12 protein-coding genes are annotated in these 17,303 nt (G+C 55.1%); 4 read left to right on the forward strand and 8 right to left on the reverse strand.

Features of this window, described 5'->3' with window-relative positions; all coding sequences use genetic code 11:
• Positions 1 to 212 precede the first annotated feature (212 nt).
• Positions 213 to 962: an START domain-containing protein gene (locus tag VFO10_RS23040; protein WP_325144343.1), complete on the forward strand. Its 750-nt coding sequence runs from the start codon at positions 213 to 215 to the stop codon at positions 960 to 962.
• Here the strand turns inward: VFO10_RS23040 and VFO10_RS23045 are convergent.
• From VFO10_RS23045 to VFO10_RS23060, 4 genes are all read right to left on the reverse strand, one after another.
• Positions 959 to 1,945, reverse strand: coding sequence for a DUF4189 domain-containing protein (locus tag VFO10_RS23045; RefSeq protein ID WP_325144344.1), 987 nt, complete (start codon positions 1,943 to 1,945; stop codon positions 959 to 961). The two genes, VFO10_RS23040 and VFO10_RS23045, sit on opposite strands and share 4 nt — an antisense overlap.
• 107 nt (positions 1,946 to 2,052) lie before the next feature.
• Positions 2,053 to 5,442: a hypothetical protein gene (locus VFO10_RS23050; RefSeq protein ID WP_325144345.1), complete on the reverse strand. Its 3,390-nt coding sequence runs from the start codon at positions 5,440 to 5,442 to the stop codon at positions 2,053 to 2,055.
• Between the two features lie 119 nt (positions 5,443 to 5,561).
• The gene (locus tag VFO10_RS23055) at positions 5,562 to 7,187 is read right to left on the reverse strand and encodes an FAD-binding dehydrogenase (protein ID WP_325144346.1); all 1,626 of its coding nucleotides are present in this window, start codon (positions 7,185 to 7,187) and stop codon (positions 5,562 to 5,564) included.
• A 10-nt stretch (positions 7,188 to 7,197) separates the two neighbouring features.
• The gene (locus VFO10_RS23060) at positions 7,198 to 8,988 is read right to left on the reverse strand and encodes a thiamine pyrophosphate-binding protein (RefSeq protein ID WP_325144347.1); all 1,791 of its coding nucleotides are present in this window, start codon (positions 8,986 to 8,988) and stop codon (positions 7,198 to 7,200) included.
• Between the two features lie 276 nt (positions 8,989 to 9,264).
• Here VFO10_RS23060 and VFO10_RS23065 point away from each other — a divergent pair, with 276 nt between their 5' ends.
• Entirely contained in the window at positions 9,265 to 9,579 is a 315-nt protein-coding gene (locus VFO10_RS23065) for a hypothetical protein (RefSeq protein WP_325144348.1), read from the forward strand.
• Between the two features lie 51 nt (positions 9,580 to 9,630).
• On the opposite strand, the gene VFO10_RS23070 is transcribed toward VFO10_RS23065, so the two are convergent.
• Together VFO10_RS23070 and VFO10_RS23075 are read right to left on the reverse strand one after the other, a co-directional pair.
• The gene (locus VFO10_RS23070) at positions 9,631 to 10,794 is read right to left on the reverse strand and encodes an NnrS family protein (protein WP_325144349.1); all 1,164 of its coding nucleotides are present in this window, start codon (positions 10,792 to 10,794) and stop codon (positions 9,631 to 9,633) included.
• Positions 10,795 to 10,908: 114 nt separating this feature from the next.
• Complete coding sequence (locus tag VFO10_RS23075; RefSeq protein WP_325144350.1) at positions 10,909 to 13,752, reverse strand: 7TM diverse intracellular signaling domain-containing protein; 2,844 nt, start codon at positions 13,750 to 13,752, stop codon at positions 10,909 to 10,911.
• A 215-nt stretch (positions 13,753 to 13,967) separates the two neighbouring features.
• Here VFO10_RS23075 and VFO10_RS23080 point away from each other — a divergent pair, with 215 nt between their 5' ends.
• Both VFO10_RS23080 and VFO10_RS23085 read left to right on the forward strand, forming a co-directional pair.
• Positions 13,968 to 14,498 (forward strand): RNA polymerase sigma factor, encoded by a 531-nt coding sequence (locus VFO10_RS23080; RefSeq protein WP_325144351.1) that lies wholly within the window; start codon positions 13,968 to 13,970, stop codon positions 14,496 to 14,498.
• 255 nt (positions 14,499 to 14,753) lie between these two features.
• Positions 14,754 to 14,942 carry a hypothetical protein gene (locus VFO10_RS23085; RefSeq protein WP_325144352.1) on the forward strand — a complete coding sequence of 63 codons (189 nt, stop codon included), beginning with the start codon at positions 14,754 to 14,756 and terminating at the stop codon, positions 14,940 to 14,942.
• A 40-nt stretch (positions 14,943 to 14,982) separates the two neighbouring features.
• Here the strand turns inward: VFO10_RS23085 and VFO10_RS23090 are convergent, their stop codons facing one another.
• Positions 14,983 to 15,942 (reverse strand): bifunctional helix-turn-helix transcriptional regulator/GNAT family N-acetyltransferase, encoded by a 960-nt coding sequence (locus VFO10_RS23090; protein WP_325144353.1) that lies wholly within the window; start codon positions 15,940 to 15,942, stop codon positions 14,983 to 14,985.
• A gap of 14 nt (positions 15,943 to 15,956) precedes the next feature.
• A complete protein-coding gene (locus VFO10_RS23095) occupies positions 15,957 to 17,273 on the reverse strand; it encodes a S41 family peptidase (protein ID WP_325144354.1) in 1,317 nt (438 codons plus the stop codon).
• Positions 17,274 to 17,303: the final 30 nt, after the last annotated feature.

The raw sequence follows: 17,303 nt of genomic DNA on the forward strand, positions 1-17,303 counted from the left end.
ATTATGGGAGGTTTCCCGCGCGGAAGCATCGGCTAAGGCTCTATTCTTTCATGACTTGGGTTGAAACTCCAACGGAAAGCAAACGCCGGCCCTTTGACAGCGCAAGTTTCAGAAAACTCAGGCTTGGAATCACCTGAGGGGACTGTGCTAAAGTCAGGGACCATTTCCATAAAAAGGCTGTGACAGCCGTACTGACACTGGGGGACACACACTTGCGACCTTTTCGACTTTTGCTCACTCTCGTACTCTGTCGTTTTGCTTTTTCACCGCAAGCTTACGCCGAAGCGCCGGTTGTTGACCGCAACTGGGAGGTGCTCAACACCGCGGAAGATGTCACCGTTTACCGGAGCCTCAAAGCGCAGGATAAGATCTTCACCTTCCGGGGCGTAGGTCTGGTCGAGGCCAGCATTCCCAACCTGATCGCGCTGATGTCCGATCCGCATAAGATGCCGGATTGGGTTTACAACTGTGTGGAAGGGGAACTCGTCGAGCGGAATTTTAAAGAGACCGATCGCGCGGCCGATGCGTCTTCGTACTATCAGATCTTTTACGGCGTCACCTCGGTGCCCTGGCCCCTGACCCCGCGCGATTATGTGCTGAAGGCCCAGATCACCTATGAAAAGGAAGAGGGGCGGAAGCTGCCGAAGAATGTCACGATCGCGATGCGCAGCATTCAGCATCCGCAGAAGCCCGCGCTGCCCGGCAAGGTACGGATGCCCGTGATGGAATCCATGATCGTGATGACCCCCGAGGATGCCGAGGGGAAGAAGACCTGGGTTGATTTTTCAGTAACCACCAACCCAGGTGGTGTGATCCCGGCCTGGATCACGCGCATCGCGTCGCGGGACATTCCGCGCAAGACGCTCGTGAACCTTAGGAAGATGGCGGCCCGGCAGGATTATAATAAAGCTTTTGAAGAACTGGTCAGCTACCACTATCAGCAGCAGCTGATCCGGAATTAATCCAAGGAGCAGGTCGCGGCCAGGACCTGACAGCCGCTGTCATACTGCTGACAGCTGCTCATGGCCGAGGCCTCGGCGGCACCGCGATCGGTATTCCAGGCCCAGCCGTAGCCTTTTTTCTGGCCCACAGCAAAGGCCGCGCAGGCATTCTGAGCCCAGGCCATCACCTGGCAGTCGCCGGGCCTTTGTCCATACTGCTCGCAGTTGCCGAGCGCCGTATTCAACGCTGCTTCTTGATTCGTCCAATGCCAGCTGGTGCCATAGGCTCCTGAACTCCTTGACCAGGCGATGGCCGTGTAGGTGCTGCGCGTGTCGCCGCTGTGATAGACTTCGAGCAGAGTCGCCACATCGTTATAGGAAAGAGCAGGATAATGATTGGCCCGGACTTCGGCTTCATTGTTGCAATAATTCATAATCGAGAGCGCATCGTAGCCACCGATATTGATGCCGGGTGAGTTGGTTTTCTGCTCACAGCTCGCGTCCTGCCGATCGGCTTCATGCTTCAATCCGAGCGCGTGACCGAACTCATGCAGCGCGTAGTTGCGAACGCAGTTGCCCACGTTGTCCTCGCGTTGACACAGCGCCCCCCATCCATTGCCGGCCGCGAGGAAATCAAAGGTCAGCTCAAGACCGCGCGAAAGATTATCCAGATTCCGGCCGAACGCATTCACCTTGGGCCATGTGTAGGCATAAACCCAGATCCGAATGTTGGCCCGGCTGACCTTGCTGCAGGGCGTCCAGCCGCTGAAGGTGAATCCCACCCTTTGATACTGGGAGCTCACCACATCACGGACCATATCCTGATAGGTGCGCAGATCACGGTTGGAACTGCTGTCATCTTCCCAGCAGACCGTCAGATCTTTTTGGAGCCACTTGGAATCATAGCTATCGAAGTAACCGGAGGAACGGGAAGAGGTGGAAGGAGGCGATGACAGGCCGCAGCCGCCAAGAATCAAAAGCATCAAGCAGGTTAAAACACGCATGTTTGTCCTCTCATGGTAAGGGAAGTCCCAAGAGAAGACGCGATCCATGAAAATAGCTTGCGGGAAAATTGCGCCGCTTCAATTTTTATGAAGCGGCCTTTCTGGAATCAAGGCAAATCAATTCGCACGATTCCGATACCGATATTAAACCATACGCGATTCTGAGCATCGACCTGCAGGTCTTGAATCTGCAAGTATGTACCACTGGGCTCTTCAGGCAGGCTGTAAAGATCAGCCCGGCTGAAAATTTTCGTGTAGGTCGTGCCGTCCGTGCGGTAGACATCGAAGAGGATATGGACCACAAAATCACCCTGGGCCGTGCGGCCGATGTTGCCCAGGAAGCTGGCATTCTCGGGCACGGCGAAGGGTTTTTTGGTGCCGCTTTCCAGGTCCAGCAGCCAAAGTTCGGTGATCGTGCCGAGTTCGGACACCGATACGAAAAGGGTTTTATCATCAATCTGACGAACCCGGTCCACAGATTGAAGGCCCCAGTCCTGCCAGCTGGATTTGGTCCAATCCGTTTGCCCTTCCGCACGGGTGAAGAGTCCTTTGTCCGTCGCTACAACAAGGCTTTGAGCCGAGGCGAATATGCCTTTCACATCCGTGCCGGCATCCGCCCCCAGAGGAACTTTGTAAAACGTGAAGCCATCGATCACGCCCAGGTCCGTGCTTCCATCTTCATAAACCCAGTAACGGCCCTGACTGTCACGGGTTCCGCCCCAATAATTATGATCATTGGGAAAGCGAACGAGGGCGGCCCAGTTGTTATCGGGAGCCAGCCTGAAAATACCCTGCGTGCTCAGAAGGATTGGCTCGAAAATGGAGTCATCCACCGGCATTTCGGACCGAAGTCCGGGACTGCGCAGCGAGCGCGTCCAGCCAGCGGATTCCAGCGTGTAAAGACCTTCATTTTGCAGATAGATGCTCGGGACACCTGCAGCGTTCACCCAGGGTCCGCTGACGCGAGTGTTCGGGGCGTTTTTGGGCTTTGGAAAATAAGCCCAGGGCCGGAGCTGAAACTGAAAGGGAAAGGTGTTGGAACTTCCAGGGCTGGCCAGAAGCCAGGGCGTTGAATCCTGGCCGATCGCGGCCTGGATTAGCGGACGCACGACCTGAAGGCCGTAAATGCCCATGTCCCAGTAGCGAAGACGCTCTCCGTCCCAATTCAGAAGGCCTTTTTCCGCGATCCAGATCAGATCGCCCTTGCCGACGAAAAGAGCGTTGACCCGCAGGCCTGGATCCCTTTGGGCGAGATAGGGAAAGACCTGCCAGCTGTTTCTGTTCGCATCCCAGTAAGCATCACCCAGAATGACTTCCGAAGCCGGCCCGATGACAAAGTCCTCGGGCATGAGATCCATCGAGCTAAAAGATGGGGGACGCGGCAGCTTGATGCTTTCCGTGGCCGTGGTCATCGTGAGATCCATGGCGTCGCGCCCTGTGCCGCGAAGAGTCCAGATGCGGCCTTCATTGTCGGCAGCGATCTTGACCAGAGGCAGAGGGTCGCTGACGGCTGTCCACGCTGATTGATCAGGATTTTTTTGATAGAGTGAGCTGCCGCACTGCAGCCAAAGTCTATGGGCCGCGTCGCGCACAAGGTTCTGCCGCAGATTCATGCAGGTGGCATCGGGATAGGGGGTCAAAGTCCAGCTGCCGCCTTCGTAAAGAGCAAGGCCTTCGGTTGTTTTGCAGTAAAAACCGCCGCGATGAAAAGCCTGCGGCCCTTCACATTTTGAAAGATTCTCGGGATCCAAAGAGGGAAGCGCCTGCCAGCCGGTTCCATCCCAACGGTAGATGGTACGCACGTATCGCGACGGATTCTGGCGCAGACTTTCCCACTGCACATGCAGGGCGTTATCCTGCGCGAACCAGGCTGTGGTGATGTTCCCGTTATCCGTTTCCGAGGGCGATGGCCATAGCACCCAGCGCCTGTTGGTTTCATCGCGCAGAGAAACGCTGCGAAAACCCACCGAAAATATGCGGCCTTTCTTATCCTGAAGCAGCTGCATGGACATGTCTTCCAGCTTCGGGCTGTCGCTCCAGCGAATCGGTTTCCAACGCTTGGGGTGGATGCCGATGGTGGCCATCTTTTCTTCGATATGCCCGGCCCTGTCATCGGCAAGGACAAAGACTCGCAGCAGTCCGCCGGCATCGTTCATGCTGGACCAAAGGTCGACCAGCGACAGCTGCAGATCGGCATCACAGGGCACGTATTTTTCCATGGACTGATTCCGGCAGCGTCCGCTGGTGCAGAGGACAGACCGACCGGAAAGAATGGATTGATCCTCGCGCACGAAATCAACCTTGCATTGATAACGGGCTGCCAGCGAAGCGTCCTCCAGCTGAGGATGCTGCCCGCGAATCCGAAGCTCCACCTGGGCACTTGGGACCAGCATCTGGGCCGCGGGTTTATTCCAATCCGCTTCAGACCAAAGAAGTTCGAGCTGCGGCTTGTCTTCGGTCACCACCAGAGTCTGGCAGCTGAGCGCGGAGCGATTGCCGGCCTTGTCTTCGGCATAGGCGTAATAATCAAAGACGCCCAGATCGCTGGCGACGATGGCCCCACTCCGCTCGAAATTCTTCAGATCCTGGCAGCGATTCTGCGGCTGGCAGCCATCGGAAGCGGGAGGCAAATTCCCATCATCCAGATCCTTGGCGCGGGGCTCGCGGCAGTAAAGAAGATCGGCATCGGGGGATGGCGTTTTCCAGGGAAGAATGCTGCCTTTGGAAAACACCGCGACGCGATTATCCAGACTGTAAGCATCCAGTCCGCCGACTTCAGGGCGCCTGTGCAGAATGGTGAGGGGACAGGATTCCGTGCGGGTCGGAACAGGGCCAGGCACATCCCAGCCCTCGGTGCTCAATTGAAAGTTCAAACGCAAAAGATACTGACCTTCCGGCAGATCGCGGGTTGAGATATTCGCAGGCAGACCCGTGAGATGCACGCCGTAAGGTTTTTCAAAGAGCATGATGGTTTTTTGCTGCTGCTCATTCACAGCGGTTATTTCGAAACGAGCGGACTGCAGCGCGCCATCACTGGCCCAGCGCAAGGGAAAGGGCAGTTCATCATGAGCGAAAAATCCCTGGGTCGGACACTGAAGCTCGGCGCTGACCTTGGGTGACGCCTGAAGAGGCAGACTGATAAGATTTCGGTCGCTGCGGAGGTCCATGGATTCGGAAATGCTCCAGCCGCGGGCGCTGCTGAAAGCCTGAAGGACACCGGCAGAGGCCGGTATGCGCACACAGCCGCGCGAACTGATCGCAAGATTTTCGCTGCCCCGTGAAGGAAGCAAAAAACGGCTGCGGGTCGTGAGCAGAGTTTCTGCGGACAGCTCCTGGCCATCAGGACTTTCCAATTTGACGAAACGTTCCTCGTTTCCCATCTCGGAAGGATCCACTCCGCAGAGTGAACCGACGGAATCGAAGCGATCCTTAAATTTTTGACAGCCAAGGCCAAGAACAAGAACAGCCCAAAATCCGATAAGCAGGCGTCGCGGCATAAGGTCCCCATCGCTGAGCATAGGCTGCGGAGTATAGCCAGTTTTGATAGCGAAGGGAACCTGAAAGCCGGGCTGCAAGCTGGTTCAAAGGGGCGGGCGCCATCCATGAGTAAAAATTCTCAATCCTGATTCCACTCATAAGCGAGGGAACGTCCTTTTGCGATATGAAGCGCCGCCGCGCGTGCGGTCAGGATGCAACTGCCGAGAAAGCTTCCTTCCAGCGCCCGCTTGCCATGGATGCCGCCGCCTCCGAAACCGGCCGCTTCCCCGACAGCATAAAGGCCCTCCATCACGGTTCCATCCGCGGCCATGGCCTGGGATTGCAGATTGGTTTGAATACCGCCGAGCGACTTGCGGGACAGGATGAACTCCCGAATGGCGATCAGGGGGCCGGCATGGGGATCCAGGATTTTCTGATAGCGGCAGGTTCGCACCCGATCGCCCCGGTAACTGCGCAGCTGCATGATGCGGCGCAGCTGCTCATCGTTGAAATAATGCGGGCCTCGATCAATCATGCTGTCATAATGCTGAATTTCCTTCTGCACCCTTTCCCATTCCACAGCCTCATCACCATTGAGCGCATTCATCTTCGCAACCAGTTCGTCCAAGCTATCGGCCACGACGAAGTCCACGCAGTCCCGCGTCAGCTGCCTGACGAGGCGCTGGTTTCCGGTCAGGACTGTTTTGAGAAAGCTGAAGAACTTTTTATCGCGAATGTCCTCATTATATTCAGCCCCGGACACAGCGAGTTCGCGAACGGCAATTTTCCAGTTCATCACCTGCCATGAATAGGCCCGTGCTTCATGACAGATGGCGGACACCAGAAACCGCGTATCAAACGAGGTGATCAGCGGCACAGGCCCGATGCGATCGCCGCGAAAATTCAGCCACAAAGCGGAGTGCGGTGGAATCAGGCTGAGTCCATGGTCCTTATAAGTCGGATGAGGATGATGGACGCCGGCCGCGTAGTTCCATTGCTTATCGAGATGCGTGAGGCGCGCTCCCGCTTTCTCTGCGGCATCGTGCATCGTGCCATCCGCTGCATCATGGGAACCGTTCAACAATACCGCAGGAACCTGGCCCATATCCTGCCCCCAGTGCTGGCGGACACGATCCAGATTGCCCGTGAATCCACCGCTGGCAATAACCACCGCGCTGGCATGAAGGCTAAAGGGCTCGCCTTCGGTGGTATGGCCGCTGCAGCCTATGACCCGATCCCCGGCCAGGAGCAAAGCCTCCGCCTTGTGCTCAAACAGCATTGTCAGACGCTCGCGCTGGGGATGCTGCTGCACGGCTCCTATGATTTTTTCCATGAGATCCTTGCCGGTGCCCCAGACCATGTGAAAGCGCGGCACGGAATTTCCCGGGGAGAAAAGCCCCCGCTCCACCCAGTGGACCACGGGAAAAAATTGAACCCCATGGGAACGCAGCCAGTCATAGATCAGCGTGCGGGAACCCTCGGTATAAAAACGCGCCCAGGCCCGCGGCAGCGCATCCTCCTCGCCAAAGTCCGCATACGAACACCAATCGTCATAGGCAAGATCGGGGCTATCATGAATGCCGTTTAACTTTTGAATAGGTGAATTGACGATGTTGATGCCACCGAAGGATTCGCGGGCCAGTCCACCCAGAGCCGAGAGCGGCATGCGATCGAGGATCGCCACGGTCTTTCCTTCGCTCAGGAGTTCCAGGGCCGTGACGAGTCCGGCGATGCCGGCGCCTATGATTAAGCAATCCCTTTGCACGTTGAATCTCCTATTGAAGAACGCGGCGTTTGATCAGGCGACCTGCCATCCGGAAACGATCGCCCCATTCCAATCGGGCCGCATTGGTTTTCAAGACGGCCCTGGTGAAAAACGAAGGGATGCTGGAGTCGGTCGTCACGGAAAGGAGGACGGATTCCCCCTGCTCGCAAAGCCGCCCCGCGCTGGCCAGGACTTCGTCCAGGTTTTCATGGTCATCGCAGGCCAGGAAGTGAAGGCTTAAAGCCTTGGCCAAAGCCGCAAAATCAAGGCTCGGAATGCGCGTCAGCACTTCACGACCCAAGGCCCCTTTTTGAAATTGCGCGATCTGCGTGAGCTTGCCGTCATTCAGAATCACAAAAAGAATACCGAGCCCATAATTATGGGCGGTCAGCATCTCCATGCCGGTCATCAGCACCGCTCCATCCCCAATGGCCGCGACCACAGGCCGTGCCGGGCTCGCGAGCTTCGCACCGATCGCGGCAGGGACCGCATAGCCCATGCAGGAAAAATCAACAGGAGCAAGAAAAGAGCGCGGTTCTTCCAAACGTAAGGCTTCCATGGCTTTAAAGAGGCCGTTGCCGCTGTCGGTCACGAAGATGGTGTCGAGACCAAAGTGTTCCTGCAGGCTCTGAAAAAGTCGGTGTGGATTCACGCCCGAGTTTTCGGAGTCGCGGGACAATTCCGCGGCACTGTGCTGGTGAGCAGTCGCGACTCGCGTGAGCCTCGTCAGATCGGTGGAAAGGTCCTGGTCCTCTTCCGTATCCAGAAGCAGTCTGACCACAAAACTTTTCGCATCGGCCTGCAGGGTTGCATGGGCTCCATAGTTTCGCTGCAGCACATCGGGATCAATGTCGACGTGAAGCAAAGGAACCCTGAAGTCAAAGCCATAGCTTCCTGTCGCCACTTCGCTGAAACGGCAGCCGATAGCCAGAATGCAGTCCAGCTCCTCCTCAAGTTTTTGGAAGGGCGGTGGCAGAGCGCGGCCCATTCCATTCCAGACAAAACGCGGATTGGTTTCCGGAAAAAGGCCCTTGGCCGAGATCGAGGTGAAGACCAGAGCATCCAGTTGCTCGGCGAGCTTCTGCAGCCAGTGCGAAGGCATGCTGGCTCCCAGCCCCAGGTAAAGGCCTATATTTTTAGACTCGCGCACGCGCTGCAGGAGAGTCTGATAGTCCAGTTCATCAAAGCCTGCCGGATTTTTGGGGAGAACGGGCCAAGGGTGCGAGGCATCATAACGATCGGTCTTGAAGAAGAGTTCCGCCGGGACCTCAATACCGACAGGACCCATGGGCGCCTGCATAGCCAGTGCCGCTGCATAACGGGTCAGGCTATAGAGTTCCTGATGGGTTTGGATCGCCAGAACTTTTTTGGCGACAGGTTTCAGAATCGCCTTTTGATCTATATCGTGAAGCTGATAAGCAAAACGCAGATCATGCCGCGGCGCACAGAGGATCACCAGCATAGGAATCTGATCCAGCGAAGCCTCGGCAATCCCGGACAGGGCATGGGTCAGCCCAGCACCGGGAACAAGGTTCACGGCCGCCATGCGACCTGATGATCGGTAATGGCCATCTGCCATAAAACCGGCCGATTGTTCATCGGTCACAAGAATGGGATTCAGATCCTCGTCTTCGGAGAGGGCATCATAGAATTCAATATTATGCGTCCCAGGAATTCCAAACAAAGTATGAACACCACTGTCAACCAAAGCCCGGCAGAGAATGCGAGCCCCAGTTTCCGTCTGCGAGTATGCATGAAGCCTGCCTGATCCTGCCAACGCGCGATCGTGGATTAAACTCATGAGGCTCACCCCCGAATAGGAATATGTCCTGAATTTTTTTTAGTTCCACTCGCACGGAAGCAAGTTCCATTCCGGGTAAGCAAAGCCCGTCCGGCCGCAGTCCGCTTGCCTGGCTGCGGGATTTGCTACGAAAATCAGCTGGATTTGCGTAAGGCCAGGCCGGGGAAGGACACCGCATTCTGACGGCCTTGATCCGCGAGCTGGTTTCCATCAATAAATTGCAAAAAAAATTCAAGTCGGGCGTTGGAAGGGTGAACCTTAATCATGGAGACGCCTATGCGTATGTTTACGAAAATCATGCTCGCCAGCACATTCACCTTGATCCTTCAGGCCTGCGGAGGAGCCGACCAGGAGGCTTCGGAGCTGCATCGTGCGATCGGTGGATCAAGTGGAACGGTGGGTGGCCGCTGCAAGGTCACGAGCGGACCCAATGCCGGTAAAACCGGAACCTATGATGATGAAGGCTGGTGTATGGGCGATTGGGGTGGAACCGAATGCAAAGCCGCCGATGGAACATCCAAGTGTCAGGATCTGAAAAAGATCGTGATCACAAAGCCCATCGACCTTATTCCGGTCGCAGGCAGATTCTAAGATCGCGGACCGCCGGTTGTCTCCGGCGGACCCGTCCTGCGGGAACGAGTTTCAACCCGCACGTCCATCCACGCGCGGTGCCGTTAAAATAGGGACGAAAAGCACGCAGAAAATTCCAAAGGCGAGCGCCCAAAGAAGACCGGAGACGATCACCGCATCGGCATAATGTTGGGCCGCAAGTCCTGCAATGGCAACGCGAACTATCACGGCTCCGTTGATCAAAACGAAACCGGCAACCAAAGCCCGCTGGGGTTTGATGGGACGCCCGGTATGACCCAAAGAAACGCGCGGCATGATTCCATAAATGAGAATGCCGATGGCGCCGACTGTGATCGCATGAATGCCGAGGCTCGCCGGAATCGGGAGCCACACTCCGAATCCTCTGAGCAAAAGTCCGATGATCAACCAGAAGTAGCCGCTCAGCATGATCCAAAGTATGGGCTGATGCCGTGTGGCCCACGGATCCCATAAGTACCAGCGGACTGCGTGGGCTGCAGCAGCGAGCAGCGCGATAAGCCCAAAAAACGGGCGGCCCGGTATGAGCATATCACTCAGGGCGTAGGCGAGCGTCAGAGCGATGGCCACTTTATCCAGGGGTGCCCACGAGCGGACATTCGCCGTTTTTTCTGCGTTTCGCGTAAAGAGGGGAATAATGCGTCCGCCAATGACAGTGATCACCACCGCGATCATACCCATGGCCAAAGCCTGCCCCCGAGCGGCCATACCCGGAGCAAGTCCGGCCGCTTCCACATGAACCAGCGCATTCGCCAGAGCCAGCACGGCCAGGACTGCGAGCAGTCCCACGTTACGCCGCTGACTGGACTGCAGCAAATAAGGCGTGAGAAAGCTCACTGCGAGAACGAGAAAGGCGAGGTCCACGGCCGCATAGGCGTAAGATGGAGGCGTCACATACCAGGGCATGATACGCGCCAGCAGCCAGACTGCAGCGAGGAGCTGAAGACGCCAGCCATGAACGCCGCGTTTGCCCGTCCAGTTCTGTGTTGCGGTCATCAGAAAGCCGACGACGACCAGCGAGGCGAAGGCAAAGAGCATTTCATGCGCGTGCCAGAGGACCGGCGTTGCGAAATACCGGGGCGCAGGGATGGTGCCGGTCCAGACGGCCAACCAGAGCAGAATCAATATTGAAGCGGCCGCACCGGCCAAAAGAAAGAAGGGCCGGAAGGCCAGGTTCCATAACGGTCTTAAGGATGGCATAAAGACTCTCCCCATGAATCATGGTCGGGCGCAATGCGCGCAATCGCTTGCTGTATCTCTGCCTTGTGCAAAGAACTTGCCAGGGATGGACGGGGAGTTTTTGGTCGCTTGGAATCAGCCTGCTCCGGCCAGAACCACAGGACGCAGGGGAACATGAATTTCAAAATGGAAATCGTGATGGCGGTCATCCTTGGGCTCGTCGAGAATGATTTCAATCATCCCACCGGCGTCACGCAGAATGGTACGCACCGCATCCATGCCGAGGCCACGTCCCGAAATCAAGGTCGCCTGATCACGGGTGGAAAAGCCGCTCTTGAAAATGCAGTCGGCGATAGCCTGCGGGGTGACTTCGACCCCCTCGGGCAGCCAGCGTGAGGTGCGGGCGCGTTTTTCGATGACGGAAAGGTTGAGGCCGCGTCCATCATCGCGATAAAGAATACGCAAAGAAGCCGAACCGACCGTTTCCACATGAATGTGGATGGTCCCCGCGGGATTCTTGCCGCTCTTCAGCCGCTCGTCCTTGGTTTCCAGACCGTGGTCCATGGAGTTTTGCAGAAGATGACCAAAGACCTGGGTCAGGGGTTCGTGCAGGCTGCGCGGCACGGGGATGTGCGAGCCGCTGAATTCCACCAAAGGCACCGATTTATGCAGCTCGGCCGCCAGGTTTTTCAGATCCGCGATCTGATCATCGAGGATGGTCGGCAGATCGCTGCTCAGGGTCGAATGGAGCTGCTTTTTGAAGAGCCGCAGCTCATCCTGGGTAAAGGGCAGGTTATGCGGCGGCTGGTCTTCCAGATGATCCAGGATTTTCTGGGCAATGCGATGGGATAGGAACACCTTTTCCTCGGACTCGGCCGTGTGGCCCAGGCGACCTTCGTAGATCAAACGATAGGATTTGATCATGGAACTCACTCGCTCCAGTTCGCGCAGGATGAGCTTTTGAGTCAGGCTCACGTTTTTATCCAAAAGGGCGGATTCGGCCGAATGAATGGTCGTGGCCATCATCCGAAAACCACTGACGCGCGCCTCGCCTTTCAGGGTGTGCAGGAAAATAAGCGTCTGCTGGCAAAGGTCTTCCAGCGACTGTTCCCCATGCGCATGCAAAGCCGCTTCGATCATGGTCATCTTTTTTTCCGCATGCTGACGAATGCGCGGGAAGAGCCGCCCCAGAGGCGTCGTCAGCTCACCTGTGATCCAAAGATCCTCTTCCTGCCTTGCAGCCTGTTCCCGCAGCGTACGCAGCGCCGTCACATCCCTTAGGGTCACCAGGACCTTTTCCAGGACGTTGCCGCTGCCCACGATGGGATTCCAGTCCACTTCCAGATAAACAGTCGGACCTTTCGGCGATTTGAAAGAGAGCTGCCTTGCGAGGTGGTCGCTGTTGAGTTCAAAACTCAGCATGTCCGAACCGAGGGAACTCAAAAGCGAGTTTTTGATCTGATCCAGCTGATCCAGGGTCAGATCCGTGGAGCGGAAGATCAAATCGATCGGATCCTGGCCGGCGATATCCCGTCGATGCAGAATTTGCGTGAGATGCTCCGAGTATTCCGGCTGAATCTCAAGACGCGCAGGGCCGGGTGCGATCATGAAGATGCCCTGCGAGATGGACTTGAGTATGGAGCGAATATCCCGCGTGCGGTTCTGCACCTCGCGGTCGAGGTTTTGAATGTAAGCCTCGCGCTGCTCCAAAAGAGTCTGCTGCACGCGGGTTTTTTCCAGCTCCGCCTGGATCAGATCGTCCTGCAGCCTGTGCTGGCTCTGCAGAGCAGCTTCTCTTTGCTCCGAGATATCGGACATGCGGGCACCCAGGGCAAAGGAGAGCAGCACCATTTCCATGGCGGCGCCGGTGAACTGACTCCAGCTCGTTAAGGTGTTGAAGGGGATCAGACCGCTGCCTGCCAGAAGAACAGTCAGGTTCCCCACCAAAAGAGTCATCCAGGCCATCGTATAGTAGCGGGCCGAACGATTGTTTTTAAGACTCGCAAAAACACCGGCAAAACTGAGGACGAAGCTGAGAAGGAAACTGTTCAGGATCGTTATGTGAATGCAACCGATCTGCACCGTGAGCCAGTTGATGATATTCAGAGCGATCTGCACGCGGATGACATTGATCAGGATATAGATGCGGGGATGGGTTGTCTTGAGGCGTAAGAATTCCAAAGTGAAGGTATAGGCCGTGAGACAGGTCAGGTCGATGCAGAGCATCATCCCGACATTCATGAACCAGCTCTCACTCACCTTTGGGAAAAGAAACTGCTGCACCAGACCCTGATAGTTCATCACAAAGCTGGTGTACGACAGAATATAAAGCACATACATGATGAACGAGGTCGAGCGGAATTTGATATAGATGAAAAGGTTATAGAACATCATGATGAAGCAGGCGCCGCAGAGCAGGCCAAGGTAAATGCTTTCCTTGGTATCATGTTCCTCGAAGACGCGTGGCGAGGAAATGGTCAAAGGAAATTGCGTCGAGCTGGTCGTGCGGGTCCAGAAGTAATATGTATGCTGCCCCGGAGGGACCCGAACCGGAAAGATCGGAAAGCGGTAGGCGATAGGCCTTTTATCGAAAGCGACCTGATCCCCGAGCGTCAGGGAATCATAGGATCCATCGGCCTTGGGACTGTAAACGGTCAGGTAATCAATGGGCGCGTAACGGCTGACAATGTAATAGAGGATCGGTCTATTTCCAGGGTTTTCCAAGGTCACGCGAGCCCAGTAGCTATTGCGATCCAGGTAACCGAAGGTGGGAATATCCCGATTTTGCTTGAAAAATTCCCCATCATAATCACCCGACAGGATGTCTTCCAAAGTCAATTCATGCGAACTGTCCCGCAGGATCTCAAGCTCGGGTCCGAGCCAGGTCAAGTCCTGGTTGGGCCGGAGGGTAAGGGCTGACAGCTGTGCCGTCCAAAGAGCACAGGCGATCATGATTATTTTTGATAATGCACCCAACATGAAAGTCCTGGTTGCGCGTACACGGGATCTTTTCAAGTATCGGTCGGGGTTTACAGACCTTGATGAGTAAAGACTGGTATGGGTCTGGCTGGATAAAGTGGCAGGGAATTCCCATCAATTCACATCATATCATTCTATGGGAGCTGAGCGGCTACCCGCGACGCGTCCTGCTAGTTTAGGGGCATGGACAACCCTAGCGAGTCGAGGATAAACCCATGAGTCAGGTCATTGAATTGCGTTCGCGGCACTTGCAAATACTTTATAAAGATTTGGCGCCATCGGCGCGGGCCTATTTAAAAAAGCAGGGCTGCAGCGATGCCGATTGCGAAGACTTCGTGCAGGAAGCTTTTCTGCGGCTTTGGAGCAAGCAGCGTCATATACCTGATGGAATGGAAAAGGCTTATCTGCATCGCGTGCTGAAAAATTTATGGATCGACGAATACCGTCGTGAAAAATCAAAAAAAAATTATCTGCGCTGTCTGGATGAAAACGCCTATGAAGTGCCCGCAGCGGATGAACGGCCGGTTCGTGAAGCGCGACGTCTGCTCTGGCAGAAATTATCGGAAGTTTCCCGCGATCCCCGCGCCAGTGCGTTTCTTTTGCAAGTGCGTCACGGCATGAGCCTTGAGCAAATTGCCGCAAGAGAACATTCGAATGTGGGAACGATCGCTGCAAAAATTTCGCGCTACCGCGGTCAGTTCAAAAATAATTTTCAAAAAGCCTGGGAATCTTCTGTGTGGTGTTGAGGGAGGACGGGCCGATTTGACTTCTTCGATGGGATCACGCATAGTAAGGGAAGCCATTTTTGAGTGTTGGTGCGAGGATTCATGCAGTAAAAAATGGGCGTTTTACGCAATCATATCCGTCCTCTAATAAAATATTTTTGCTGGTTTTTTGTAGGAAAAACTGGATTAATGTAGGGTTCACGAGTTATATTTCTTGTTTGGTAGTTGGTGCGACAGGGGTATAATTTTGGGAAGTCCATTCATTGCGAGGAGACCATGCGTACAGAACTGCATCAAAAACTCTTGGCTAATGTGATTCTGAGTACGAAGTCTGAGCCTCTTTCGATTAAGCGTTTACGTCATTCGGCAACAGCGGGCGGAGCGCTCTTTTATCTTGTCGCTTCCTGCGCTGCGGCGCTGGGCCTCCTGGCTTTGGCCTTTACCAAGTGGAACCACGCGTTCTAGTAAAATATCCCCGATCCCGCCATTGGGATCGGGGATGGAGTCACGAACTGCGAACCAGATCCAACACAAATCGTCGGGATGGACGCAGGTATTTCATCGTATGGGCCGCGAGACGATCTTCCACGAATCCAAACTTTCCGTAGATATGATTGGCCGCCTCAAGTTTTGCGCTGGTATGCAGGATAAGAGAGTGCGCCCCCATGTTCTTCGCTTCCGCCAGGGCCTCAGTCAGCATCCGCTGGCCGATCCCGCGGTTTCGATGCCGTCGCGTCACGGCCATCTTTGCGAGTTCAAAGACACCTTTCTGTAAAGCCACCAACGCAAATGTACCTACAATTTCATCACCCAGGCAGGCGAAAAAAATGGCTCCGCCCTCGCTGAGTATGTTTTCGGGATGATCGAGCATCTGTCGATCTTCATCTTCGATACTAAAATATTCTGTCAGCCATTCTTCATTCAAGCTTTTAAAATAAGGGGCCAACACTTTGGAATAGGGCCGGAACTGAAGATCCAGGCTGTGCTTGCGACGATAACGCTCCTGAACCCGTTTGGAAATAGGTTTTTCCTGCAGCAGCTCTTCCATGCTTTCCAAAACGCCGAGAATGTCGATATTCAATTTGGCGAAGAGTTCCTGAAGCTCCTCTTCCAGGGCCTTCCAGACCGGCTGGAGTTCGGGAATCAGAGCCTCGCCCTTGGCCGACAGGGTGATCATGCGCTTGCGCCCATCGCGGCTATTCTTAGCCGATTCAATGAGTCCCGCCTCTTCCATCGACTCAATAATTTTAATGATGGCGGGATGGGAAAGCCCGATCCGGCTCGCCACCTCGGTCACGGGCAGCTCGTGGTGCTCCTGGAGCAAGTAAAAAACGCTAAACCAGCGAGGCTGAAAGTTGATACCCAGGCCTGCATAAATCTGCAGTCCATCCGCTAACATCGCATCACCCAAAGTCTTGATGCGGGTGGCCAGGCTCAGATAACCAAGTTCCTTGAGGAGCGTCATCGCCTCGTCCTTATTTATTTACTGCGTTCACTCTTATCGGTCTTGCCATCTTCGTAAAGACCGCTGAGGCTCACAAGATTGCCTTGGCCATCACGGTTGAACTGCACACGAAAATGATCAAGACCGTCCACGGCAAAGCGATCGTTGTCCAGGGGAATCAAACGACTCTTGCGTGTCCCACGGTTATAAACAAGCTGCTCATTTTCCAGCGCGATGACCCGATCCCCATATTGACCCACATAGGATTTCAGGGTTTCCGCCTTCAAAGTCAAGGGTGATCGCTGCGCCTTCACAGTATCAAGGGCCCAGCTGATGCGTTTTTTGTCATCAGCATCCTTGCTTTTCTTCAGAAGATTTTCGAGCGCCAGGCTGTGGGCTTTGGTCAGCGCCTCTTCGGTCTTGACTTTGACGTCAGGTTCGACGCCCGTGCCTTCCCAGTTGGTTTTGGTGATGGGATTGATGGCCCGACCAAAGGGGATCATGGCCGCGAACTTAATATCTTTGAGGTAATGGAGATTCACAGGATGCGCACCGCCGCCCGTGGTTTCACCGACGAGGGTCGCACGCTTCAGGTTTTTCAGGTTGTAGCTGAATTCCTCGGCCGCCGAGAAGGTGCCGCCGCTGGTCAGGACATAGACCTCTTTATCCAGATAACGCGGCCCCTCCACATGCGCCGCTGTCCAGAACTGCTCTTCGGAATTGGTTTTGCGCACATAAAAGGTATTCAGATGGGTGGGCGAGGCGACGAGATAACTCGTGAGCAGCTGGATCATCGAAGGTGAACCGCCTCCGTTATTGCGAAGGTCGAAGATCAACGCACGGGTGTTGGCCATGTATTTCATGGCGGCGACGGCTGTAGGACCGCCGTATTCCGCCGGCATGAAACCACGCAGGTCGATGTAACCGATATTTCCGGGCAGGATCTCCAGCTTTTTGAAACCGAAATTGCCGCTCGCCATCGCGGCGACTTCCCTGGCTTCGACCGCGGGATTTGTTTCAGGATCGCCGGGATCCTTTTCCCTATAAAAGACATTGATGTGCTTATCGTGGCTGACTTCGATGAGATCGACCTTTAAGCGGTTGGCAAGGATTTCAGGATCGTCGATATCCTTATAACGGCCGTCGGCGAGATTTTTCTTGAGCGCGCTTTCCATTTTCGCAGCGACGTCCGGGAACACATAATTCTCTTTGAACTCCCGGGTCAGAGACTCGACGATTTTGGCGTGATTGAGCCGCTCCTTGGCCACACCAATCGACGGGCTCGATACCGCCCCTGTGACCAGCACCATTCCTAAAAAAGTTAAGAATCCAGGATAATTACGCTTGAACATGGCCGAATTTCCTTACCTGATATCAATGTT

Source organism: Oligoflexus sp. (assembly GCF_035712445.1).
GTDB lineage: Bacteria > Bdellovibrionota_B > Oligoflexia > Oligoflexales > Oligoflexaceae > Oligoflexus.

What these genes read in the sequence shown, in the direction of transcription:
- VFO10_RS23095 (WP_325144354.1), bottom strand. Translation starts at nt 17,273, where the DNA reads ATGTTCAAGCGTAATTATCCTGGATTCTTAACTTTTTTAGGAATGGTG.
- VFO10_RS23080 (WP_325144351.1), top strand. Translation starts at nt 13,968, where the DNA reads ATGAGTCAGGTCATTGAATTGCGTTCGCGGCACTTGCAAATACTTTAT.
- VFO10_RS23045 (WP_325144344.1), bottom strand. Translation starts at nt 1,945, where the DNA reads ATGCGTGTTTTAACCTGCTTGATGCTTTTGATTCTTGGCGGCTGCGGC.
- VFO10_RS23090 (WP_325144353.1), bottom strand. Translation starts at nt 15,942, where the DNA reads ATGACGCTCCTCAAGGAACTTGGTTATCTGAGCCTGGCCACCCGCATC.
- VFO10_RS23085 (WP_325144352.1), top strand. Translation starts at nt 14,754, where the DNA reads ATGCGTACAGAACTGCATCAAAAACTCTTGGCTAATGTGATTCTGAGT.
- VFO10_RS23070 (WP_325144349.1), bottom strand. Translation starts at nt 10,794, where the DNA reads ATGCCATCCTTAAGACCGTTATGGAACCTGGCCTTCCGGCCCTTCTTT.
- VFO10_RS23075 (WP_325144350.1), bottom strand. Translation starts at nt 13,752, where the DNA reads ATGTTGGGTGCATTATCAAAAATAATCATGATCGCCTGTGCTCTTTGG.
- VFO10_RS23050 (WP_325144345.1), bottom strand. Translation starts at nt 5,442, where the DNA reads ATGCCGCGACGCCTGCTTATCGGATTTTGGGCTGTTCTTGTTCTTGGC.
- VFO10_RS23060 (WP_325144347.1), bottom strand. Translation starts at nt 8,988, where the DNA reads ATGAGTTTAATCCACGATCGCGCGTTGGCAGGATCAGGCAGGCTTCAT.
- VFO10_RS23065 (WP_325144348.1), top strand. Translation starts at nt 9,265, where the DNA reads ATGCGTATGTTTACGAAAATCATGCTCGCCAGCACATTCACCTTGATC.